General features: G+C 64.3%; 19 protein-coding genes. 7 read left to right on the top strand and 12 right to left on the bottom strand.

Going from position 1 to position 21,537, the window contains the following annotated elements:
* Positions 1-26: 26 nt before the first annotated feature.
* Positions 27-986 carry a hypothetical protein gene (locus tag BLS52_RS05220; protein WP_090584931.1) on the top strand — a complete coding sequence of 320 codons (960 nt, stop codon included), beginning with the start codon at positions 27-29 and terminating at the stop codon, positions 984-986.
* A 126-nt stretch (positions 987-1,112) separates the two neighbouring features.
* On the opposite strand, the gene BLS52_RS05225 is transcribed toward BLS52_RS05220, so the two are convergent.
* Entirely contained in the window at positions 1,113-1,982 is an 870-nt protein-coding gene (locus BLS52_RS05225; RefSeq protein WP_090584933.1) for a YsnF/AvaK domain-containing protein, read from the bottom strand.
* 223 nt (positions 1,983-2,205) lie between these two features.
* Between BLS52_RS05225 and BLS52_RS05230 the strand changes: the two genes are divergently transcribed.
* Positions 2,206-2,475 (top strand): hypothetical protein, encoded by a 270-nt coding sequence (locus BLS52_RS05230; RefSeq protein ID WP_090584935.1) that lies wholly within the window; start codon positions 2,206-2,208, stop codon positions 2,473-2,475.
* Between the two features lie 99 nt (positions 2,476-2,574).
* Positions 2,575-2,958 (top strand): GNAT family N-acetyltransferase, encoded by a 384-nt coding sequence (locus tag BLS52_RS05235; protein WP_051470365.1) that lies wholly within the window; start codon positions 2,575-2,577, stop codon positions 2,956-2,958.
* A gap of 10 nt (positions 2,959-2,968) precedes the next feature.
* On the opposite strand, the gene BLS52_RS05240 is transcribed toward BLS52_RS05235, so the two are convergent.
* Both BLS52_RS05240 and BLS52_RS05245 read right to left on the bottom strand, forming a co-directional pair.
* Entirely contained in the window at positions 2,969-5,182 is a 2,214-nt protein-coding gene (locus BLS52_RS05240; RefSeq protein ID WP_090584937.1) for an ATP-dependent DNA helicase RecG, read from the bottom strand.
* A gap of 90 nt (positions 5,183-5,272) precedes the next feature.
* The gene (locus tag BLS52_RS05245; protein WP_245702702.1) at positions 5,273-6,070 is read right to left on the bottom strand and encodes a GAF and ANTAR domain-containing protein; all 798 of its coding nucleotides are present in this window, start codon (positions 6,068-6,070) and stop codon (positions 5,273-5,275) included.
* Between the two features lie 195 nt (positions 6,071-6,265).
* Between BLS52_RS05245 and BLS52_RS05250 the strand changes: the two genes are divergently transcribed.
* Positions 6,266-6,727: a MarR family winged helix-turn-helix transcriptional regulator gene (locus BLS52_RS05250; RefSeq protein ID WP_090584939.1), complete on the top strand. Its 462-nt coding sequence runs from the start codon at positions 6,266-6,268 to the stop codon at positions 6,725-6,727.
* A 34-nt stretch (positions 6,728-6,761) separates the two neighbouring features.
* On the opposite strand, the gene BLS52_RS05255 is transcribed toward BLS52_RS05250, so the two are convergent.
* The 5 genes from BLS52_RS05255 to BLS52_RS05275 form a co-directional block, all read right to left on the bottom strand.
* Positions 6,762-7,967: an MFS transporter gene (locus BLS52_RS05255; protein WP_245702703.1), complete on the bottom strand. Its 1,206-nt coding sequence runs from the start codon at positions 7,965-7,967 to the stop codon at positions 6,762-6,764.
* Between the two features lie 49 nt (positions 7,968-8,016).
* On the bottom strand, positions 8,017-9,825 hold the full coding sequence (locus tag BLS52_RS05260) for a gamma-glutamyltransferase family protein (protein ID WP_090584941.1): 1,809 nt from the start codon (positions 9,823-9,825) through the stop codon (positions 8,017-8,019).
* A gap of 24 nt (positions 9,826-9,849) precedes the next feature.
* Positions 9,850-11,346 carry a CoA-acylating methylmalonate-semialdehyde dehydrogenase gene (locus BLS52_RS05265; protein ID WP_090584943.1) on the bottom strand — a complete coding sequence of 499 codons (1,497 nt, stop codon included), beginning with the start codon at positions 11,344-11,346 and terminating at the stop codon, positions 9,850-9,852.
* Positions 11,347-11,383: 37 nt separating this feature from the next.
* Positions 11,384-12,709 (bottom strand): aspartate aminotransferase family protein, encoded by a 1,326-nt coding sequence (locus BLS52_RS05270; RefSeq protein ID WP_245702717.1) that lies wholly within the window; start codon positions 12,707-12,709, stop codon positions 11,384-11,386.
* A 190-nt stretch (positions 12,710-12,899) separates the two neighbouring features.
* Complete coding sequence (locus BLS52_RS05275; protein WP_090584947.1) at positions 12,900-14,243, bottom strand: aminotransferase-like domain-containing protein; 1,344 nt, start codon at positions 14,241-14,243, stop codon at positions 12,900-12,902.
* Between the two features lie 188 nt (positions 14,244-14,431).
* Here BLS52_RS05275 and BLS52_RS05280 point away from each other — a divergent pair, with 188 nt between their 5' ends.
* A complete protein-coding gene (locus tag BLS52_RS05280; RefSeq protein ID WP_217636721.1) occupies positions 14,432-15,721 on the top strand; it encodes an Nramp family divalent metal transporter in 1,290 nt (429 codons plus the stop codon).
* A 69-nt stretch (positions 15,722-15,790) separates the two neighbouring features.
* On the opposite strand, the gene BLS52_RS05285 is transcribed toward BLS52_RS05280, so the two are convergent.
* The 4 genes from BLS52_RS05285 to BLS52_RS05300 form a co-directional block, all read right to left on the bottom strand.
* On the bottom strand, positions 15,791-16,735 hold the full coding sequence (locus BLS52_RS05285) for a DAK2 domain-containing protein (protein WP_090584953.1): 945 nt from the start codon (positions 16,733-16,735) through the stop codon (positions 15,791-15,793).
* A gap of 22 nt (positions 16,736-16,757) precedes the next feature.
* Positions 16,758-17,762, bottom strand: coding sequence for a thiamine-phosphate kinase (gene thiL / locus BLS52_RS05290; protein ID WP_090584955.1), 1,005 nt, complete (start codon positions 17,760-17,762; stop codon positions 16,758-16,760).
* A 151-nt stretch (positions 17,763-17,913) separates the two neighbouring features.
* Positions 17,914-18,579 (bottom strand): DedA family protein, encoded by a 666-nt coding sequence (locus BLS52_RS05295; protein ID WP_090584957.1) that lies wholly within the window; start codon positions 18,577-18,579, stop codon positions 17,914-17,916.
* Positions 18,554-19,603, bottom strand: a complete 1,050-nt coding sequence (locus tag BLS52_RS05300) for an LCP family protein (protein WP_090584959.1) — start codon at positions 19,601-19,603, stop codon at positions 18,554-18,556. Before BLS52_RS05300 ends, BLS52_RS05295 begins: the two co-directional genes overlap by 26 nt.
* 122 nt (positions 19,604-19,725) lie before the next feature.
* Here BLS52_RS05300 and BLS52_RS05305 point away from each other — a divergent pair, with 122 nt between their 5' ends.
* Both BLS52_RS05305 and BLS52_RS05310 read left to right on the top strand, forming a co-directional pair.
* A complete protein-coding gene (locus tag BLS52_RS05305) occupies positions 19,726-20,976 on the top strand; it encodes an MFS transporter (RefSeq protein ID WP_090584961.1) in 1,251 nt (416 codons plus the stop codon).
* 38 nt (positions 20,977-21,014) lie between these two features.
* Entirely contained in the window at positions 21,015-21,506 is a 492-nt protein-coding gene (locus BLS52_RS05310; RefSeq protein WP_035777515.1) for a DUF3515 domain-containing protein, read from the top strand.
* Positions 21,507-21,537: the final 31 nt, after the last annotated feature.

Genomic DNA, 21,537 nt, shown 5'->3' on the forward strand with positions numbered 1-21,537 from the left:
GGGGCTTCCACGGAAAGAAAACACAGATGAATACTCGGTCCTGCCTGCTCACCGTAGGTGTCTCAGCACTTCTCGCGACGGGCCCGGTCCTTGCTGCCGTGCCCGCATCGGCCGCCCCGGGTTCTCCCCAGTGCGTGTCGGCACAGGCAGCGCTCACCGCGCAGATCGGCGTCGCGTCAGTCGACATCGCACTGGCGAACCAGCTCCGAGAGGCTCTTGCCTCCTTCGAATCCATCGGTGCCCAGCTTGAACCCCTGTACCTGGAGGCAGACCTCGCGGTCGCCGACGAGCTGGCTGCCCTGGACGCTGCGGATATCGCTGCCTACGACGCTTCCGTGGCGGCCGGCGCGGCAGCAGCAATTCTCAGAACTTCTATCGACGCCGAAACTTCCGCCGAAGCTGATCTCGCGGCAGCTGAACAAGCAGTACTCGAGGTGCCTGAAGGAGACGCTGCCGCCCTGGCAGAGGCCGAGCGACTGCGCGACGAGGCACAGGCACGGCTGACCATCGCGACCGCAGCCCGGGAACAGGCGGACGTAGACGCAACGGCGGCGCAGGAAACATCCCTTGCCGCCGACGCCGCCTTCACCGAGGCAAACGAGGCGTTCCTCGCAGCGGCCGACGCCGCCTACGCGTCGCCGGCCATCCTTGCCCTTGAGGCCCAGTTCGATGACGCCGCCGCCTCATTCGACGACGCTTTCATCCGTCTAGGCCTCACGGAGGGAACCGACCCGCAGCAGCTCCTCGACCTCGCCGATGCGGCGGCAGTCGCCTGCGCCGCTCCTGCGGCAGGCTACGAGCCGGTGATCCGGGCTGCTCCCCAGCAGCGCGGCATGAACATCCAAACCGCAGCGTACGACGCCGGCACTACCGTTTCCGCTGACCTCGCCCTGCTGGCGGGGCTGGCAGGGTTCGGTGCGGCAGCAACTGTCGGCGCCGGCGTCGTTGTCCGCCGCCTGGAAGCCCGACGGGTCCGCGGCAACTGACACTGCCGGACCGCTGCCGAAGCGGATGCCGGGCGTCCGAGGGATGCTGCCCCCCCGAACGACCGACGTAGCGCGGGACAGTAGTGGCGCGCGGAGCCGGCTCATCCACCGGCTCCGCTCCCCCTCTTAGAGTCCGCGACGGGTATCGCCCGCTTCATCGGTCTCGACCTCTTCCCGGCGCACATCCTCGCTGACGGTCTGCTCGTCCGTGACGGTTTCCTTGTCCAGGCGGACACGCTCCACGGGCACGGCTTCTTTCTCCACCACGGGCCGTTCCTCGTGCAGAGTCACCTCGTGCTCCTCCTCGCTGATGGCCGGGCCGCCCATCGCTTCGCCCCGGTTGGCATCAGTGATCGGCTCACGCTCGACCCGCACCTCTTCGCGCTGGACGGGCACGGTCTGTGTCACGTTTTCGGTGACCACGTACTTGCGCAGGCGCGCGCGTCCGGTTTCCCGGCTCTCGGTACCGACGCGCAACTGCTCCTCGGATCGGGTCATTGCGTCATCGGTGGTGGGTCCGGAAGTGTCGTGCCCCACGCTCCTGTCACTGTCATCGGCGTCGTACGGATCCCGCTCCCCCACGTCAGCGATGCCGGGGCGCACGTCCCCCGTATCGTCAGAGCCGGTGGTGGTGCCGGAGTACGTGCCATGGGCGGCAGCGTCGTTTCCGCCGCCGGGCCGGCTCAGGGCGTAGTGGCGGTAGAGTTCCTCTTCCTCCGCCTCACTCAGATTCTGGTCCGGATCCACCTTGGGTGCGTCCTTGACCTGATCCTTCGTGTAGCTGATGCGTACATCGTCACCGTCCATCGAGGCACCCTGGAGCGGGGCGAACGATTCGGATGTGCCGAAAAGGCCTGTCCGTACGGTCACCCAGCTGGGCTCGCCCGTGTGGTCATCCACATACACCTGGCCGGCGGACCCGATCTTGTTCCCGTCCTGGTCCACGACATTGCCGTTGCCGTCGAGAATCCTGTCGATGTGTTCCTGCGTGATCACTGGTATCTCCTTGAGATTGATTACAGAGGACCTCTTCCGGAGTGTCCGGGTGCATAAGGGTAAGCACAGCCGCCGGTTAATTGGAAGCATGCTTAGTAGTTTTGTCCGGAGCGGGTCAGGAACCCCGGAACCGGTTCCGGGGTTGCCACCATGGAGGTCAGGGCTAGACTTGCTACAGGTTCAGCAGGGAGCCACAGTAAACCTACTCGTGGGAGTGCCACCTATGGACGCTCAGCCGCGCTCGCTTCCTGAGCTTCAGGAATTTCCGACCGACAGTCTTTTCGAGAATTGCTTCGACGGCTTGGCTGAGCCGATCGATGACGACGACTTCCCCTCGGATCTTTCATCCCTCCCTGAATGCCGTCTCATCGAGCTCAGTGACACGCTGTTCATCGAACTCGATTCCGAGATGCCGGACCTACGCACCCTGGAGCGATATCAGACGGTCTGCGACGAACTGACGCTACGCCAGAACAATCGGGGTGTGGCGTGATTCGGCCAGACTATTTGTCAGCCTACTGATTGTCGCTATAGTTGTTTGTACGGTTCAGCAGCGAGCCTCACCAGCCTCATTTTGACTGTGGGAGTTCTCATGGACCTGCGTTTCCCAGACGCCTCTTCAACCAAACTGCGCACGGCGGTTCGCGACAACGTGAAACTGAGCCGCTTCGAACTGTACGTGGACGGCGACAATGTCGGGCACCTGCAGTATGAAACCCGCCGGGACCAGATTTGGCTCCTCCACACCACGATTGACCAGAGGTTCAGGCGCTCCAGGCTCGACAACTATTTTGTAGCCCATGTCCTCGAGAACCTGCACCGTCGGCGAATCGGAGTTATGCCTTTCTGCCCGACCGTGCGCCACTATCTGGCGTGGCATCCGGAATGGACCGCGCTGATACCGGCCGCGGAACGCTCACGCTTTCGGCTGTCACCGGGAGCCAAGTCCCGCAAAACCACCGCGCGAGCTTCCTGAGGCGGATTCGCTATCCGCGTTCGAGGAACGCTTCCTTCTCTTCATTGAGGTAGAGATCCAGCGCTTCCGCCAGCTCGGGGTGGTCGGTGAGCGCAGGATCGGCATCGATCAGTTCCTGCGCGTCGCTGCGCGCCTTCTCTATGACCGCCGCGTGCTGGATGACCTTCAGAAAGCGCAGGGCTGACCTCCCGCCGGACTGTGAGGAACCGAGGATGTTCCCCTCTCGTCGAAGCTCAAGGTCCTTCTGCGACAGTTCGAATCCGTCCGAGGTTGACGCAACCGCATCCAGCCGCTCCCGGCTGGGATGTTCCGGCTCGAGTTGGGTGACCAGCAGGCATGTGCCGGGGTGACCGCCGCGACCGATCCGGCCCCGCAGCTGATGAAGCTGTGAGATTCCGAACCGGTCTGCATCGATGATGACCATCAGCGTGGCATTGGGGACGTCCACCCCAACCTCGATGACGGTCGTCGAGACCAGTAGGCTGACCGATCCATTGGAGAACCCGGCCATCGTCGCTGCCTTTTCCTGGGGGTCCAGCCGCCCATGGAGAACCCCCAGTGTCACATCAGCAAGCGCCGGCACCTCCCTCAGTGATTCCACAAGCTCCGCTACCGACGTCAGCTCCTGCCTGTTCGCCGGAGGCCCCTCGTACAGTTCCAGGGCGTCGGAAGTGTCGGCTTCCAGCTGCGAATCGCCGATCTTCGGGCAGACAACATAGACCTGACGGCCTGCATCAATCTCCTCGCGTGCCCGCGCCCAGGCGCGGTCAATCCATCGCGGGTTTTCTGAAAGTCCGACCACGTGAGTCGAAATCGGCGCGCGCCCCGCCGGCAACTCCGCCAGGGTGGACACGTCCAGGTCGCCGAATACGGTCATGGCCACCGTTCTGGGGATCGGGGTGGCAGTCATGACGAGCATGTGCGGCGCTGCGACCGCCTTTGTCCGCAAAGCGTCGCGTTGCTCCACCCCGAAGCGGTGCTGCTCATCCACCACGATCAGCCCAAGATCGAAAAACTGCACGTTCTCGGACAACAGTGCGTGCGTCCCAATCACGATGCCTGCGTCACCGGACGCTGCCGATAAAAGCGCCTCACGCCGCTGGGCCGTGGACATCGAGCCGGTCAACAGCACCACGCGCGTGCCGTCTGCGGCACCGCCGAGCATGCCCCCTTCTGCCAACGGTCCAAGGGTCCGGGTGATCGACTGGTAATGCTGCGCTGCCAGCACTTCGGTGGGCGCCAGAAGGGCGGCCTGTCCGCCTGAATCGATCACCTGGAGCATCGCCCGCAGCGCGACGAGCGTCTTCCCCGACCCCACCTCACCCTGGAGGAGGCGGTTCATGGGGTGGGCGGCGGCGAGGTCCGCCGCGAGCTGCTTCCCGATCGCCTGTTGACCGGCGGTCAGGGTGAATGGCAGCGCAGCATCAAACTGGTCGCGCAGACCTCCCGCGCAGTGGGGACGGGAGGTCGCTTCCTCCGATCTCACCTCCGCCCGCCGGCGGGCCAGCGCTGTCTGCAGAACCAGGGCCTCCTGGTAGCGGAACCGATGCTGAGCCCGATACGCGTCCTCCACCTCCGCCGGCCGGTGAATCATCTCGTAGGCCTGGGTGATGTTCATGAGCCGGTCCCGGCGGGCAATATGGGCGGGAACGGGGTCGTTCAGCTGCGAATGCGCGAGGCTGTCGAGGAGCTGGCTGACGCACCCCCTGATCATCTGACTGCTGATCTGTTCGGTAGCAGGGTAGACAGGAACAGGTCTCAAATGTTCGTCGACCCCGCCCTCACCCTCGTCCAGTAAGGAAAACCGTGGATTGGTGAGTGTCAGCTCACCCCGATAGCTCCCCGTCCGGCCCGAGAAAATGGCGCGGGTTCCAGCCGTCAACTGGCGTTCCGCTGCGTAGCTGTTGAAAAAGGTGAGGTGCATGGTCCCCAGCCGCCCGGCGTCGTCATCGGTAATGACCACATCCAGCAGCTTGCCCTTTCGCGTCCGCATTCGCCGCGAGTTGGCGGACTGGACACGCGCTATCAGGGTGACTTCCTCATCCAGGGGAACGTCTGTCAGAGCGGTGAGTTCACCCGCGGCGAGATACGTCCGGGGGAAGTAGTTGAGGAGCTGCCCCACACTGTTGATGCCAAGGCTTTCCTCCAGAAGTTTCTGCAGGTTGTCACTGAGGAACTTCAGGTTCAGCGGGGCAGCGAGCTCGGGCGGGCGCCTGTTCTCCATAGACCTTCCTTGAGGCAGCGGTGCCGCCCGTTGGGGATCCACGGTGCGACAGTGCCGAGCTTAGCCGAGGGCAGTGACGGTTCGGTTGTGTCAATCCTCGAAATGGGTTGCGCCGGCGGCCCCGGAGACCCGCTGGACAATCTCGGACGCGATCATCCGGAGCTTGACGTTGCGGGTGCTGGATGCCCGCTGCAGGATCTCGAAGGCTTCCGCCTGCGAGCAGCGGTTCTGGGCCATCACGATTCCCACTGCCACGTCGATGTCCGTCCGCGACTCCATGGCCCGGCTCCGGTTGTCCGCTTCCTCGCTGTAATGGGCCATGCGCAGTGCAAGCTGCAAACCCTTTGAGGCCTGGTGCGCGTACGATTCGGCGAAGGCGACCTCGTCGTCATCGAACGCATCCGGGCGATAGGAGTAAAGGTTCATTGCGGCCTGCGCACCCGGCCCTACGGTGAACGGAGCGGAAAGGATCGAGCGGATGCCGTGCCTGGACACCTCTTCTGAGTATTCGGCCCACCGCCCGTCAGTGCGGAAGTCCTGAACGAGGACTGTTCGCTGTTCACTTGCCGCGGTGAGACACGGACCTTCCTTGAAGGCGTACTGCAGCTCGTCCATCGCTTTGGCTGTCTCTGAGTTGTAGGCCACGGTCGCAGCCCGCCGCCTGCGCAGCACCGTGATCCCGCACAGAACCGAATCTTCAGTCCCGCTCACGCTCCGCGCCGAAAGCACAGCCAGCTCGTTGAGGAATTCCTGCATGTCCGAGGTCGAGAGGACGAGGTCCTGCAGTTCATCGAAAAGCGAGCTGTGGTCCCTGGGAGTGGGAGGTTCACCCGCGGATCCGGATGCGTCCAGCTCCTCGTCAGCCTCAAAGGAGACGGATTCGCCCACGGGGCCATCCTTTCAATGGTTCAAACATAAACTTTCATCGCATAGGATACTTCACTAGACGCATTCCACTCCGTCCAACAGGACTCGTACCCTGTCGTGGATTGTCCTGCCGGTGCCGTCCACCGGCATTTTTGTTCGAGCGGGAGGCACTGTGTGACGGGTGCGGCACCGCTTTCGGGGATAGAGGGTTGAGGCATGGATACTTCGCACTGGTCGACAAGTCGTCTGCTGAGCACGGCAGCCAGGCTCAATGAAAACCGCGACAACGAGCGGCTCCGCAGCATTGGGGTCACACATTCCGGACTCACCATTCTGAAGGTCCTGTCAACAGTTGGGTCCATGAGCCAGGTGAGGCTTGCGCAGACTGTTCGCGTTCAGGCCCAGACCGTGGGCAAGGCGCTTGAGCGCCTTGAGGTCCGTTCTCTCGTCAGGCGCACCAAGAGTGCATCGGACCGGCGGGTGACCTTCGTTGAGCTCACGCCCTCAGGCCGCGCCATCCTCGATCAGGTGCAGCAGAGTGAGGGTGTGGCCCTGGGCGGCACAGGCTACGCTGAGGAAGACCTCCGTGCGGCCCTGATCAGTGTCATCGAAGCCACCCGGAATAATCTCCTCGCTGACGGCGCCGAACCAGGACCGGAGCTGGCTGTTTCCGCCTAGCCGGTCCTGCACGGCGCCCGAAGTTTTCGGCGCCTCAGTCTCCGGCGATGACCCGATCGCGGCCGGCAAGCACTCCCGTCACGGCCAGCAGGGCCATGATCCCTGCTGTAACGAGCAGTGGAAGAGTCCACCCGCCGCTCAGGTCACGGAGACCACCGAACATCACCGGCCCCGCAGCGCCCAATCCGTACCCCACAGACTGCGCCATGCCCGAGAGCGCCGCCGCCTGCGGATAGTTGACGGTCCTCAGGCTGAACAGTGACAGAGCGATGACAATGAGGCTTCCGCAGCCCAGCGCACCGAACAGCACCCACACGAGAGTGTGGTCCGGCGCCACCGCCAGTCCCAGGAAGGTTGCGAACGTCAACGCGCTGCTCCCGAATGATACGAGGCGCTGGTCCGAACCCCGGTGAAGAAGGCCGCCGGTCGCAAGGCTGGCGAAAACGCTGACCAGCAGGAAAATAGACAGGTGGAATCCCGCCGTCGACGCCGGGACCCCCCGGCTTTGCTCTATGGTGGGCAGCCAGGCCATGAGGATGTAGAACGCAATCGACTGCAGTCCCATGAAGAGGGTTACCTGCCAGCCCAGAGCTGACGCCCACGGCGACCGGTAGGCGATTGCCGGCGCCGTCGTGGGAACGGGGCCCGAGGCAGTGCGCCGCAGCCACGGCAGGAGGACCGCCATCGCTATGAGGGCGAGCCCTACCCAGATGCCGAGAGCCAGCCGCCAGCCCGCCGTTGACGTTTGCGCTACGGGCACGACGACGGCTGCCCCGATCGCTGCAAAAGCAGCCTGTGTTGCGGTGTAGCTTCCGGTCACTTGGCTGACTTTTGCCGGAAAATCACGCTTCACTAGGGAGGGCAACAGGACGTTGAGGAAGGCGATGGCGAGGCCGATCATGGGGGTTCCCGCCCAGATGGACCCGGGCACGGGCAGGGAACGCAGCACAATCCCGGAGGCAAGGATCAACAGCGAAAACCACAGCGCCCGGTCCAGGCCCAGACGGGCTGCGAACCCGGGCGCCACGGGTGAGAAGACCGCAAAGGCGATCAGCGGGAGTCCCGTGAGGAAGCCCGCCGCAGCGCTGGTCAGCTCAAGGTCGTCGCTGATATTCGCAAGGACCGGTCCCACGCTGACAAACGACACCCGAAGGTTGACTGCGATCAGCAGCACTCCGATGAAGGCGAAGCCGAAGCGGGCGGTACGTTCGGGCTTCAACGCCGTGGCCGTCCCTTTCACTGTGCACGTTCCATCCCTGAAAGTGTAATGGCCGGCTGGGTTGCCGCCGTCAGCGGCCCACCGCGTACCCCTGCATACCGCGCGGGTTTGCACCGGCGTACATCATGCCCGTATCCGGATCCCTCGACACCGCGCATAACCTGCCGATTTCCCAGTCACCCGCCCTGCCCACCCGATGGCCGCGGTTGCGCAGTTCCTGAAGGACCTCCTCGCCCGCCCGCTGCTCGACGAGAACAACACCGGGCTGGTGCTCATGCGGATAGAAAGAGCTTGGAAAGTGTGTGCTGTGAAATGCCGGAGCCTCGATTGCTTCCTGGAGATTCATTCCGCTGACCAGGATATTGAGGAGGAAATGCAGCTGCCATTGGTCCTGCTGGTCGCCGCCCGGTGAGCCGTAGGCGAGGACCGGTTCGCCATCCCTCAGAACCAGCGACGGCGAAAGAGTGGTTCTGGGACGCCGGCCGGGAGCGAGCGTGTTGGGCAGTCCCTCTTCGAGCCACGCCATCTGAAGGCGGGTTCCGAGCGGGAAACCCAGTTCCGGAATAAGGGGTGATGAGTGGAGCCAGCCGCCGCTGGGCATGGCAGAAACCATATTCCCCCAGCGGTCCACCACATCCACGTGGACCGTATCGGAGCGAGCCTCCCCGTCTGCCTGCGGCCCCGAATCGAGCAGGGCGGCAACGGCGTTCGGTTCGCCGACGCCGGTGAGGCCGGCCGGGTCAAAATCACCGCGTTCCCGGAGGTCCGGCAGGCGAGGCGTCCTACCCTCCGGGCTGCCCGGTCGGATCTCCAATGACGCACGGGCATCGATAAGGCGGCGCCGCTCGGAGGCATACTCAGGCGAGAGCAGTGTGGCGCCGGGCACTGTCTCCACGTCCCCGTACCAGGCATCCCGGTCGGCGAATGCGAGCTTTGTTGCTTCAATGATGGTGTGCAGACCATCGGCCGTGCCGGGCTGCACATCCAGGCCGTCAAGAATCGCCAGCTGCTGGAGCAGAACCGGGCCCTGGCTCCAGAACCCCGGCTTGCACACCGTGTGGCCTTTGAACTCCAGGGTTTCGGGTTCTTCGTAGTGCGGCCGCCAGCCCGCCATGTCCTGGCGGGTGATCAGGCCCGCGTGGTCCCTGCCGCTCGAGTCCCTCGCCGGCTGCCGGGCAAACTCGGCGACAGCTTCGGCGACGAAGCCCTCGGTCCACTCCCGGATCGCGGCCTCAATGCCGTCCTCCCTGCTTCCTCCCCCGGCGAGCGCAGCATCCTCGGCCTCCATCAGTCGCTCATAGGTTCTCGCGAGTGCCGGGTTGCGGATCAGCTGACCCGGGTGGGGCACCTTCCCGCCCGGCAGGTAGACCTCGGCCGAGGTTGGCCAGTGCTCCCGGAGCAGGTCCTCGACCCGCGCAATATATTCCACAACCTTTGCGGCGGCGGGGAATCCTTCCTCGGCATAGAGTTTGGCCGGCGTCAGGGCTTCGCGAAGGCTCACAGTGCCGTGGTCACGGAGGAACGTCAGCCAGCCCAGGGTTGCTCCCGGAATGGCAGCGGCCAACGGACCCGTTCCGGGCACCATTTTCAGTCCAAGTCCGGTGAAAGCGGCCGGCGTTGCCGCGGCGGGGGCGGGACCCTGCGCACAGAGAACGGTAGGTTTCCTGTCATCCGCCCGGGCGAAGATCAGGGGCATGTCACCTCCCGGCCCGTTCTGGTGCGGTTCCACCACCTGCAGGGTGAATCCGGCAGCAACAACCGCGTCGAAGGCGTTTCCCCCTCGCTCCAGTACCCCCATGCCGACCTGGGACGGCAACCAGTGGGTGGAAGACACCATGCCGAAGGTGCCTGCGAGCTCAGGCCTGGTAGTGAAATTCATGAAATACCTTTCGGGTCCGGGAGGTCAGCTCGAAGGGAAAGAGAACGAGGCGCCGGAGGCATGCGCGGGTTCCGGCCACCGCTGGGTGACCACTTTGCCCCGCGTGTAGAAGCGCACGCCGTCGGGGCCGTACATGTGGAGGTCGCCGAAGAGTGAATCATTCCAGCCACCGAAGGAATGCCAGGCCACCGGGACCGGCAGCGGGATGTTCACTCCCACCATTCCGACCTTGACGGCACGCTGGAATTTCCTGGCGTAGGCACCGGAACTGGTGAAGACGGCTGTCCCGTTGCCATAGGGGTTGCTGTTGATGAGTGCGATCGCTTCATCGAGATCTGCGACCCGAACAATGACGAGTACCGGCCCGAAGATCTCCTCGCTGTACGCACTCATTCCAGTGCGGACATGGTCCAGGACGGTGGGGCCGACGAAATTGCCGCCTTCGAGCCCCTGGACCACAAGGTCCCGACCATCCACCACCACGGTTGCGCCGTCGTCGGCCGCTTCCGTCACCAGCTTCACGACCCGCTCGCGCGCGCCGGGGGTGATCAGCGGCCCCATATCCGAGCTGGCGTCAGTGCCTTCGCCGACTGTGACATTGTTGGCCTGGTCCCGGACCTTCCGGACCAGGAGGTCCGCCGCTTCACCGACGGCCACCGCGACCGAGATTGCCATGCAGCGCTGTCCCGCCGAACCGAAAGCCGCCGCCGTGAGATGGTCCGCCGCGAGGTCCAGGTCACCGTCCGGCAGGATGACCGCGTGGTTCTTCGCACCGCCAAGCGCCTGGACCCGTTTGCCGTGGGCTATTGCTGTCTCGTGAACGTACTTTGCGATGGGCGTGGAACCCACGAACGACACCCCGTCGACATCAGGATGGGTCAGCAGCCCGTCAACGGCTTCCTTGTCGCCGTGCAGCACATTGAACACACCGTCAGGCAACCCCGCTTCCTTCCACAGCTCTGCCAGCAGCAGCGATGCGGACGGGTCCCGCTCGGACGGCTTCAGGATGAAGGCGTTTCCTGTCGCGATGGCAACCGGCGCCATCCACAACGGCACCATGACGGGGAAGTTGAAGGGCGTGATCCCGGCGACCACACCGATGGGTTCCCGGAAGGAATAGACATCGATGCCCGTAGAGACCTGGTCGGAGTATTCGCCCTTGAGCTGCTCGATGATGCCGCAGGCGAATTCGACAACTTCGAGTCCCCGCCCGATTTCCCCCTTCGCGTCCGCCAGGACTTTACCGTGCTCGGAGGTCACGATTTCTGCGAGGTCGTCGGTTCTGCCGGCAAGCAGCTCGCGGAACCTGAACAGGACGCTGGTGCGTTTCGCCAGGGGAACCTGTGACCAGTGGTCTGCCGCCTTCCGGGCTGCTGCCACCGCGTTTTTCACATCGTCCCCGCTGGCGAGCCGGAGTGTTCCCGTCACTTTCCCGGTCGCTGGATTGAAGACGTCCTGGGTGCGTTCCCCCAGACCGGGGACGCGCTCGCCGTTGATATAGTGCTCAATTGTTCGTTCCATGGTTTCCTCTGCTGTGGATCGTAAGTTGGTGTGGCGCTCAGGCGCCGGTGTAGTGCTCGTCCGCCACGAACAGCGCCTCGTCGAGCATCTCGATCCCCTGCCGTGCGTCCTCAGCGGTGATGGTGCAGGGAGGCACAACATGCGTGCGGTTGAAATGGACAAACGGCCAGAGACCGCGCCGTTTGCATTCCGCGGTGAACTTCGTCATCGCCGCGGCGGACTCCCCGCTCGCGTTGAAGGGCACCAGGGGCTGGCGCGTCTCACGGTCAGTCACCAGTTCAAGCGCCCAGAAGACGCCCAGTCCCCTCACCTCGCCGACGCTCGGGTGCCGGTCTGCGACCTGCTTCAGGAGCGGTCCGATGACGTCGGTTCCCAACGTCCGCGCGTTCTCGACAATTTTCTCTTCCTTGAAAATATTGATCGAGGCGACGGCCGAGGCGCAGGCAAGCGGGTGACCCGAATAGGTCAGCCCGCCCGGGTAGGGGACATTGTCGAACGTTGAGGCTATTTTCGCCGAGATGATCACTCCACCGAGGGGCAGATACCCGGAATTGACGCCTTTCGCGAAGGTGATGAGGTCCGGTGTGACGTTCCAGCGGTCGACGGCGAACCATTCGCCGCACCGTCCGAACCCGGCCATCACCTCGTCGGCGATCAGCATGATTCCGAATTCGTCGCAGATCGCCCGGACGCCCGCGAGATAATTCTCCGGCGGAACAAGGATCCCGTTGGTCCCGACGACCGGTTCGAGGATGATCGCAGCAACTGTGTGGGCGCCTTCCACCATCAGGGTGTCGCGCAGATGCGCCAGAGCGCGCTCGCACTCCTGTTCTTCGCTCTCGGCATGGAAGGGCGAGCGGTACTGGTAGGGGCCCCAATAATGAACGACACCGGATATCGCGGGTTCAGAGCCCCAGCGCCGCGGATCGCCGGTAGCCGTGATTGCCCCGGCGGTGGACCCGTGATAGCTGCGGTACGCCGCCAGGACCTTATGCCTCCCGGTATGGAGACGTGCCATGCGCAGGGCGTTTTCGTTTGCCTCGGCACCGCCGTTGGTGAAGAAGACCTTGTTGAGATCACCGGGCGCCAGCTCGGCAATGAGCCGGGCAGCCTCCGAGCGGGCATCGTTCGCGAAGCTGGGTGCGATGGTCGCCAGACGGGCGGCCTGCTCCTGGATGGCGGCGATCAGCTTCGGATGTTGATGGCCGATATTCACGTTCACCAACTGGGAGGAAAAGTCCAGATAACGCCGACCGCTGTAATCCCAGAAATAGGATCCTTCCGCTCCGGCAACCGGAAGCGGGCTGATCTGGGCCTGGGCGGACCAGGAGTGAAAGACGTGTGACCGGTCCAGTTGCGCTATGTGCTCTGACTGGCTGGTCGCGGTCTCATCGGTGGCGGTGGTTTGCGTCAATGGATCGTCCTCTCGCGTGTGGGGGCCGGCCTCACCGCCTCCGCTTCAGTTCCACTGACGGACGATCGGACTGCCTAACCTCCTCCACCATAAGTCACGCCTATATCCGTGACAATAGAGGATTTGTAACAGAACAAAATCAGCGGGCGGCTCCCCACACGCCCGCATGGGCGGCCTCGGCGATCATCCCTGCCAGTTCGGGTATGGATTCGGAGACTGCCGCGATCGTGACCCGGATATGCCCCCCCGGAAGGGGCGCGGCGGCAAACGGCGATCCGGGCGCTACCCCTATCCCCTGGCTCGCCAGCCGCACTGTCGCCGCCGATTCATCGGCCACCGGCACCCAGACGTTGAGGCCGTCCGTGCCGCCGACCTCCACGTCATGGCGGCGCAACGCCTCGACCATTGCCTCCCGCCGCTCGTGGTACTCCACCCGTGCGCGCTCGACCTGCCGGACTGACTGGTCCTCGGTGAGGAGGCCGAGGAGGATCTTCTGCAGAAGCCGGCTGGTCCAGCCCTGCCCGAGCTGGCGGCGGGAGGCGATTTCCCTCATCACTGCCGGAGGCCCACTCATGGCTGCCAGCCGAAGATCAGGCCCATGAGACTTCGAGAAGCTCCGGATGTGTACGGTCCGGTCAGGAAGCCAGCGACCGAGGCTGATACCCGGCGTCCACGCCACGTATCCGGCAGAATCGTCCTCGATCACCGGGACGTCAGAGTCCGCCAGCACTGCTGCCAGCTCCTTCGCGCGCCCGGGCGACAGGGAAACTCCGGTGGGATTCTGTGCCCGCGGCTGGAGCACCACCGCGGCCGCGGGTGCGCTCAGCGCATCTTTCAGCGCCGCCGGGACCATCCCCTGGGTATCAACCGGCACACCGACAACCTCTGCCCCCGCGGCTTCCAACTGATCGAGGATCAACGGGAAGGTGGGATGCTCCACAATGACACGGTCGCCGAAACGGATCAGCGCGCGGGCAGCAAGTTCGACCGCGTCCATGGCGCCGTCGACGACACTGAAGTGTTCCGCCGGGTACGGCCAGTCGTCCCTGAGAACCTCCACCAGCTCGGGCACCACGGGTTCGTCCAGATAGCTGCCCGGAACGAGAGAGCTGGTCATACGGGCCAGTACCGGTGCCAGATCCGGGAGCAGGGCGCCGTCCGGCACACCGGTGGAGAGGTCGAGCGCAAAGGGGCTACGTCGCTCCACCGCACGTCGGTACCGCTCCGAACCGGGATGCAGCTCCGCGATCCTGGTGCCGCGCCGCCCATCAGTGTGGATGGTTCCGGAACGCGCCAGGAGAGACCATGCCGCACTCACGGTGGTGGGAGACAGCCCCAGTTCGGCCGCCACCGCGCGGATGGGTGGCAGCGTAGAGCCAGGTTTGAGGACTCCCGCACGTATGGCCCGGCTGACCGCATTGGCCACGCCGCGCGAGGTGGGCTCCTCAGGTTTCCAGCCGAGATCGATTTTACGGGGTGTCATTTTTGTACTGTAACAACATCAGTATTGTCATAGCAATGGGCGTGATCTAACGTGGTCTGTGTTGAACGTCACAGAGAGGCTGCTATCGCTCTGCGGAGAAGTCTTCCGGAGAAGCCCATGCCCGCCTCGAAAGGAAGCTTTCGGGCTGAGAGGAAAAATATGCAGATCACATGGAGAGGGTGGACGTCTTGAAAAGTCAGCTCGAGTCAGAGCCCGCAACAGGAAATGAGCCCCCGAAATCCTTTGGCAGGAGGCTGAAATTCATCGGTCCGGGCCTCATTGTCGCGGCCACCGGCGTCGGTGCTGGTGACTTCATCATGGCTTCGATCGCCGGCGCCGACTACGGATGGGCCCTGATGTGGGCGGTTCTCGTCGGTGCTGCGATCAAACTGCTCCTCTCAGAAGGCATTGGGCGCTGGTACCTCGCCAGCGGCCAGACTTTCCTCCAGGGATGGCACTCCCTCGGCTGGTGGGCAACCGGGTACCTCGGGATCTACACCGTCATTTTCGGCATCGTCTACGGAGCCGCCGTTCCCGCGGTGTCGGCGCTGGTCCTAACGGCACTCTTCCCCGGAAGTATTTTCTGGCTCTGGGCAGTGCTGTCCGGCCTGGCCGGGTTCATTTTCGTATGGTTCGGCCGCTTCGGCTTCCTTGAAAAGGCCATGACCGTCCTGGTCGGGGTCATGTTTGTGACAGTGGTGGGCTCCGCCATCGTCATCATGTTCAACATAGGACAATCGGATTACAGCTTGGCTCCCTCCGTGCCGGAAGGTTCCTTCATCCGCATTCTGGGCATCATCGGCGGTGTTGGCGGAACGATCACACTGACCTGCTACTCCTACTGGATTCATGCCAAGGGCTGGAAGGGCAAGAAGTGGATCCCGATGATGCGGTTCGACATCACGTCGGCCTACATCATCACTGCCATTTTCGCTGTGTCGATCCTCATCATCGCTGCAGAACTGCTGTTCGGCACTGGGCAGACCATCGAAGGCAACGAGGGACTGGTGGGCCTCGCGGACACCTACGGTGAACGCTTCGGCGATCCGGCCCGCTGGGCCCTGCTGGTTGGCATTTGGGCAGCTGTGTTCACATCAATCCTTGGCCCGTGGCACGGTATCTCCTACATCTTTGCTGACCTGGTCCGGCTCATCCAGGACCACCGGCGGAAGACGGTCACCTCGCATGAGTCCATCTCGGAAAAGGACACTTCCTTCCGGATCTACCTCGCGTGGATGACCTTCCCCCCAATGCTGCTGCTCTTCCTCGAGCGGCCGTTGCTGATGGTTCTGGCGTACGGGGTGCTGGGCGCAATCTTCATGCCCCTGCTCTCGATTGGCCTCCTGTATCTGCTGAACTCCAAGAAGGTCGAGCCGGCCTACCGCAACGGGAAAATCAACAACGTTCTGTTGGTGCTGGTTGTTCTTCTATTCCTGTTCCTTGGCGGCGGGGAGTTGGTCGACGCGATTTCCGGCTGAACTACGGGAGCGGGCCGGTAGCGATGTTCAGTGAACATCGCTACCGGCCCGCTCCCGCGCGTTCAGGGTCTAGTGCGGCTCCTGCGGAACCACAGCCCCCGCTCCCGCAAGCTGTGTCACCGCAATGTGGCTTGGCTGCCCTGCTTCCTCGATGAACTTGAGGGCCAGCGCTGCTTCAGGGACGTGGACGTGCACACGCCAGCGGTAGCCCTCCTCGACCTCGGTCACAGCGCTCATAATGACCGAGTCGCCCACCTCATCCAGGTGCAGGCGGAGCGTCGCGGCATCGAGCGGACTGAGGTTGATGGTGCACATGACCTCGACGCCCTCGGCCGGCATGCCGTTATGGATGTGCGGCGCCTGGACGTCGTAGCCGTGCAGGCCGTCGAGCAACTCATCCTGCAGTTCCTCACCGAGCGAGGCGGCGCGGAGCGCGTCCATGATGAGGAGGAACCCGACTCCTCCGGCATCCACCACCCGGGCTTCGGTGAGCGCTCCGAGTTGACTTTCCGTACGGACCACCGCTTCCAGCGCAGCCTCCACGGAACCCTGCAGGGTCATGGCGAGAGCGTGGTTACTGTCGTCTCCCTGATTTGCCTGATCCACGGTGGCAGCTCCGGCCGCCGCGGCCTCGAGGACGGAGAGCAAGGTCCCGGGCACTGGATCGCTGAGTGCCGACCAGCTGCGGATCTGTGCACGGTTGAGCGCAGTGGCCAGCAGCGGACCGGACAGGCGCGAGACACCGTGAAGCGGCTCGGCGATTGCCGCCAGGAACACTGCAAAGAGCGTCCCCGAGTTTCCGCGGGCGTCTTCCATGGCAGCCTGACCTGCGATCTTCAGCAGCTCCCCGAGATCATGGGTCTCAACGTCTGCAACGGCCTGGGCTGCTGCACGGACCGTCAGGTAGAGGTTGGTGCCGGTGTCGCCATCTGCCACCGGGAAGATGTTGATCGCGTTGAGGCGGTCGCTGTGGTTGCCGAGGGATTCTTCAGCCTTGCTCAACCATCGCTTCATCGCAGTAGCGTTAGCGGTGATTTTAGTCTGCAAAATGATCCCATCCCACGTTGGCTGGAGGCTCTGACCCCACGGTCACCTCGGCATGCCCGGCCTTAATTGAGCCTACCGCAGTGAACCCTGCCAGCGGCATAACGTTTGGGTTAACGGTGGCCAGCAGACCGTGGTCCTCTCCCCCGCCGAGCACCCACTCGAGCGGGTCGGCGTCCAGCAGGCCGGCAGCTGCCACCAATGGTGACGACAGACTCTTCAGGGCCTCCGGATGAAAGTCCACACGGACAGAACTGGCAGAAGCCAGCCGGTGGGCATCGCGCACCAACCCGTCGGAAATATCCATCATTGCGGTGGCACCCGCCTGCGCGGCCGCAGGCCCCGCCTGCAGCGGCGGACGCGGCCTGCACTGGCATTCGACGAGCCGGAGAAGGTCCGCACCGAGCGATCCATAACCATGGGAGGACTCCAGCAGCGCCAATCCGGCTGCCGCGCGTCCCACGGTTCCGGCGAGGACGACGACGTCTCCCGGCCGCGCCCCGGATCGGACCACCGGAGAACGGCCGCGCAATGAACCGGTGACTGCAGCGGTGACTGAGATTTCCGTGCCCCTCCCGAGGTCGCCTCCCACAACGGAGCAGGCGGACGCCCCGAGCTCCCTGATGGCGGCGGTGAGCCCGTCCGCAAGATCCTCGACCCAGCCGACGGCGGTGGTGCCGGGAAGCGTGAGGCTGACCACCAGCGAAGTGGCGTCACCGCCCATTGCGTTGATGTCGGAGAGGTTCTGTGCGGCAGCCTTCCAGCCGACGTCGAACCCACTGGTTCGATAACCATTGGGCCACTGCAACCGGAAGTCCATGTCCTGGACCTGAGTGTCCACGGACAGCAGCACCCTGCCGTCCGGAGCCGCCACAAGCGCTGCGTCATCTCCAGGACCGAGGAGCACTCCGGAGGGATCCCCGTGCGGGCTCTGCAGGCGCGGCAGGATCCGCTCAAGCAGGGCGGATTCGCTCAGCTGGGCAACAGTAAGTGGCATGATTCCACCGTACTTGGCACAGCAGACATTCCCGCGGCGGGCGTGGACAACGCCACCGCATACAGCGCTGTCCCACACTGCGCCGCTGCACACGCAGTCGGACGAAGCCGCCCACCGCCAGGTGCCGAAAGCCCATTGACTGAGTAAATCGCTAGCCCGCCCGCCGCCGTCGTATCCGACGTCGGACAAGCCACCCGACCAGCGCTGCAAGAGCCGCATAGAGGACGACGTCGAAGTACTGCGCGTACTGGTCCACCAGGTGGTACTGCGTTCCGAGAAAGTAGCCCAGCCCGATGAGCAGCACATTCCATAGCAGGCTGCCGGCAATGGTGAACAGGGCGAACGTGCGCAACGGCATGTGCTCGGCCCCGGCGGGCAGCGAGATCAGGCTTCTCACTCCCGGTATCAGGCGGCCGAAGAAGACGGCAGAGCGCCCGTGGCGCCTGAACCAGCCGGCCGCCCTCTCAAAATCCTCGCGGTCAACCAGCGGCAGCTTCGATAGGCCGCGCACCACGCGCTCCTCGCCCATTTTCGCGCCAAGGAGGTACAGGAGAACAGCGCCCAGGAAGCTTCCCGCCGTGGCCAGGGCGACCGCCAGGATTGCGTTCATCCTGCCCTGCTGCGACAGGAATCCGGCCAACGGCAGCACCACCTCGCTCGGAATGGGCGGAAATACCGTCTCAAGGAGCACCAGGACACCGACGCCGGCTTCACCGAGGGCGCTCATCACATCGGTGATCAGCCCGGCCAGTCCAGTCGGTTCCTGGAGCGCGCCGGAGCTCGTGCCGGAACTACTGCGCGGGAGTGGAGGCGACATACTCGCCCAGTGTGCCCTGGTCGAGCGCTTCCGCAATGCGGCCGATCGCTTCATCGTCCTTGACGACGATGGACTGCCCGTCCGGTGCCGTGCCCACGCCCAGATTGGGGAGGGTGAAGAAGACGACGTCGTCGGAGCGGACCTGCCGCATGCCGAGCGCGAGGGATCCGAGCGTCACGGCGTCAAAGTCCTCGTCAACGCTGAGGTACGGTGAAATTTCATTCACCACGCGGCTCAGCCTCACCGGGTTGGTGAACGTCTCCGTGCTCAACAGCTCCGACATGACGCCCTTGATGAAGAGCTGCTGGTTCTGCACCCTCTGGTAATCACCATCGCTGAACGCCTGACGTTCGCGGACAAACTTCAGTGCCGATTCACCGTCGAGGGTAATGCTCCCCTGCTGGAACTCTTCCCCTTCCGTTCCCTCCGAGCGGAAGGCGATCGGGTTGTCCACGGTCACTCCGCCCAGTGCATCGGTGAGACCTTTGAAGCCTTCGAAGTCCAGCATCACCACATGGTCGACCGGGGCATCGAACATGGTCTCCACGGTCTGCACAACCAGCGGGACACCGCCGAGCGCAATGGCCGCGTTGATCTTGTTGTCGCCGTGACCGGGAATCTCGGTCCAGGTATCCCGCATGATCGACATCACGTAGACGGTCTGCCGGTCCTCAGGGATATGCAGGAGCATCATGGTGTCCGAGCGGGTATCCGCAGACCCTTCGCCGGGATTGCCTGCGTCGGCTGATTCGCCGGGCCGTGCATCACTGCCCATCAACAGGATGTTCATGGCGCCTTCGGCGGCGGCGGTCCGCTCAGGCCGGGTGGATGCGTCCGGAAAGGCCGGCTCGATGGTGGTCGTCCGGGTTTCGAAGGCCACTGCCAGGCTGATCACATAGCCGGCCACCAACGCCGCCAGGGCCAGGACCACGCCCAGCAACACCAGCACGGTGGTGCGCAGCGGCCGCCGTCTTTTCGGCTCCCGCGGGCGCGGCGCGTCGTCATAATCGTTCTGCGTAGTCAAACGGAGTGCTCCCAGCGGATAGTCGGTAAGCCACCATGGTACCGAGCCGGCTTTCCCACACGGGCAGGCAGCAGTCGGGCGATGCGCTTGAGTTTCCCCAATCGCTGTGGAACTGTTCACCCATGGCAAGTGAATCGCTCAGGGTCGACGACCCGGCACAGGCACCCCTCGGTGCGCCGTACTGGAAGCTCTGGACCTCCTCCGGATTCTCCAACCTTGCCGACGGCGTGTTCAAGATTGCGCTGCCCCTGCTCGCCATCCAGTTCACTCAGTCGCCGACACTGATTGCGGGGCTCTCGTTCGTTGCCACCCTCCCCTGGCTCCTTTTTGCGCTGACGGCGGGTGCCCTGGCTGACCGGCTCGACCGCCGGCGCCTCATGCTGCTGGCCAACCTCACCCGGGCGGCGTTGCCGGCGCTGCTCATCGGGGTGATCCTTCTTGACCTCGGCTCGATCTGGGCGCTCTATGTGATTGCGCTTCTGGTGGGGGTGGCGGAAACGCTGTATGACACATCCGCCCAGTCGATCATGCCGCAGCTTGTGCACCGGGATCAGCTGGCACGGGCCAACGGCCGGCTCTACGCCGTCGAGCTTGCCACCAACCAGTTCATCGGTCCGCCGCTGGGTGGGCTGCTGGTCGCTGCCGGCGTTCTCGGCGGCTTTGCCGTTCCCGCTGCCTTGTGGCTCGCCGCAGTGGGATCGCTGTTCCTCGTGCGCGGGAACTTCCGCATCGAGCGCGAGGAGAAGACCACCCTCCGCTACGACATCGCCGAGGGCCTACGGTTCCTGTGGGACCAGAAGATCCTGCGTACGCTCGCCGTCATGACCGGCACCTTCAATTTCGCCTCGAGCGCCGCGTTTGCACTGTTCGTGCTCTTCGCCGTCGGTCCGTCGTCGGCCATGCAGCTGACCGAGGCCGCTTTCGGTGTCCTCCTGACCACCTCCGCCATCGGCGCTTTCGCCGGCTCTTTCGTGGCCGGGTGGGCGGAACGGAAGCTGGGCCGCTCAAAGTCGCTTGCCCTGACCATTCTCGGCGGATCATTCTTCGTCGGAGCGCCGGCCCTCACCACCAACCCGTACATCCTTGGCTTCGTGTTCTTCATCGGCGGCGTGTTGGTCATGCTCTGGAACGTCATCACGGTCTCGCTGCGTCAGCGCATCACGCCGGACCGGTTGCTGGGACGGGTGAACAGCGCCTACCGCCTCCTCGCCTGGGGCACCATGCCGCTGGGTGCTGCGGCCGGCGGTCTGATTGCCCAGTGGCTGGGGCTCCAGGCGATGTTCGGGATCATGGGCCTGCTGACCCTCGCCCTGCTGGGGCTCATGCCGATTGTCACGGACCGGGCCATTGACGCGGCCGACGTCGCATCCTGACTCACGCCGCCCCCGCTCCCGACGCTAGGCTGGGATGCATGCCCTTCTCCGCCCGCGCTGTTCGCCCTGCCGCGGGCGTACTGCTCGCACTGTCGCTGAGCGCCTGCTCACCCATCGTCGACGTCGATGCCGCCCCCGACGCCGCCAATCCCCGCTGCGCCGAGGTCATGATCTCCCTGCCCAACCAGGTTGCCGGGTACGAGTTGAGGGAAACCAACAGCCAGGCGACCGCCGCGTGGGGAGATCCCTCGCAGGTTGTGCTCCGGTGCGGGGTAGAAATCCCAGGACCCACCACCGATGCCTGCGCGTCCGTCAACGACGTCGACTGGGTCATCCGGGAGTCCCCCGACACGGACGTCTGGACCGCAGTAACCTACGGCCGCAATCCCGCGGTGGAGGTCCTCTTCGACCCCAACCAGGTCCCTTCCAGCACCGTGCTCGTCGATCTGAGCGTGCCCGTCACACGGATCGAACAAACGGAACAGTGTCTCAGCCTCAGCGACACGGTGGACCTGACCGACGAAGGCTAGCGCCGTCGTCGTTCCCGCGTTTTACACTGGG

It is taken from the genome of Arthrobacter subterraneus, from assembly GCF_900099735.1.
In the GTDB taxonomy this organism is placed as follows: domain Bacteria; phylum Actinomycetota; class Actinomycetes; order Actinomycetales; family Micrococcaceae; genus Arthrobacter_D; species Arthrobacter_D subterraneus.

Excerpts from the sequence above, each read along its gene's own strand:
- BLS52_RS05275 (WP_090584947.1), bottom strand. The coding sequence starts at position 14,243 with ATGACACCCCGTAAAATCGATCTCGGCTGGAAACCTGAGGAGCCCACC.
- BLS52_RS05295 (WP_090584957.1), bottom strand. The coding sequence starts at position 18,579 with ATGTCGCCTCCACTCCCGCGCAGTAGTTCCGGCACGAGCTCCGGCGCG.
- BLS52_RS05235 (WP_051470365.1), top strand. The coding sequence starts at position 2,575 with ATGGACCTGCGTTTCCCAGACGCCTCTTCAACCAAACTGCGCACGGCG.
- BLS52_RS05265 (WP_090584943.1), bottom strand. The coding sequence starts at position 11,346 with ATGGAACGAACAATTGAGCACTATATCAACGGCGAGCGCGTCCCCGGT.
- thiL (WP_090584955.1), bottom strand. The coding sequence starts at position 17,762 with ATGCCACTTACTGTTGCCCAGCTGAGCGAATCCGCCCTGCTTGAGCGG.
- BLS52_RS05260 (WP_090584941.1), bottom strand. The coding sequence starts at position 9,825 with ATGAATTTCACTACCAGGCCTGAGCTCGCAGGCACCTTCGGCATGGTG.
- BLS52_RS05220 (WP_090584931.1), top strand. The coding sequence starts at position 27 with ATGAATACTCGGTCCTGCCTGCTCACCGTAGGTGTCTCAGCACTTCTC.
- BLS52_RS05230 (WP_090584935.1), top strand. The coding sequence starts at position 2,206 with ATGGACGCTCAGCCGCGCTCGCTTCCTGAGCTTCAGGAATTTCCGACC.
- BLS52_RS05285 (WP_090584953.1), bottom strand. The coding sequence starts at position 16,735 with ATGAAGCGATGGTTGAGCAAGGCTGAAGAATCCCTCGGCAACCACAGC.
- BLS52_RS05305 (WP_090584961.1), top strand. The coding sequence starts at position 19,726 with ATGGCAAGTGAATCGCTCAGGGTCGACGACCCGGCACAGGCACCCCTC.
- BLS52_RS05240 (WP_090584937.1), bottom strand. The coding sequence starts at position 5,182 with ATGGAGAACAGGCGCCCGCCCGAGCTCGCTGCCCCGCTGAACCTGAAG.
- BLS52_RS05310 (WP_035777515.1), top strand. The coding sequence starts at position 21,015 with ATGCCCTTCTCCGCCCGCGCTGTTCGCCCTGCCGCGGGCGTACTGCTC.
- BLS52_RS05250 (WP_090584939.1), top strand. The coding sequence starts at position 6,266 with ATGGATACTTCGCACTGGTCGACAAGTCGTCTGCTGAGCACGGCAGCC.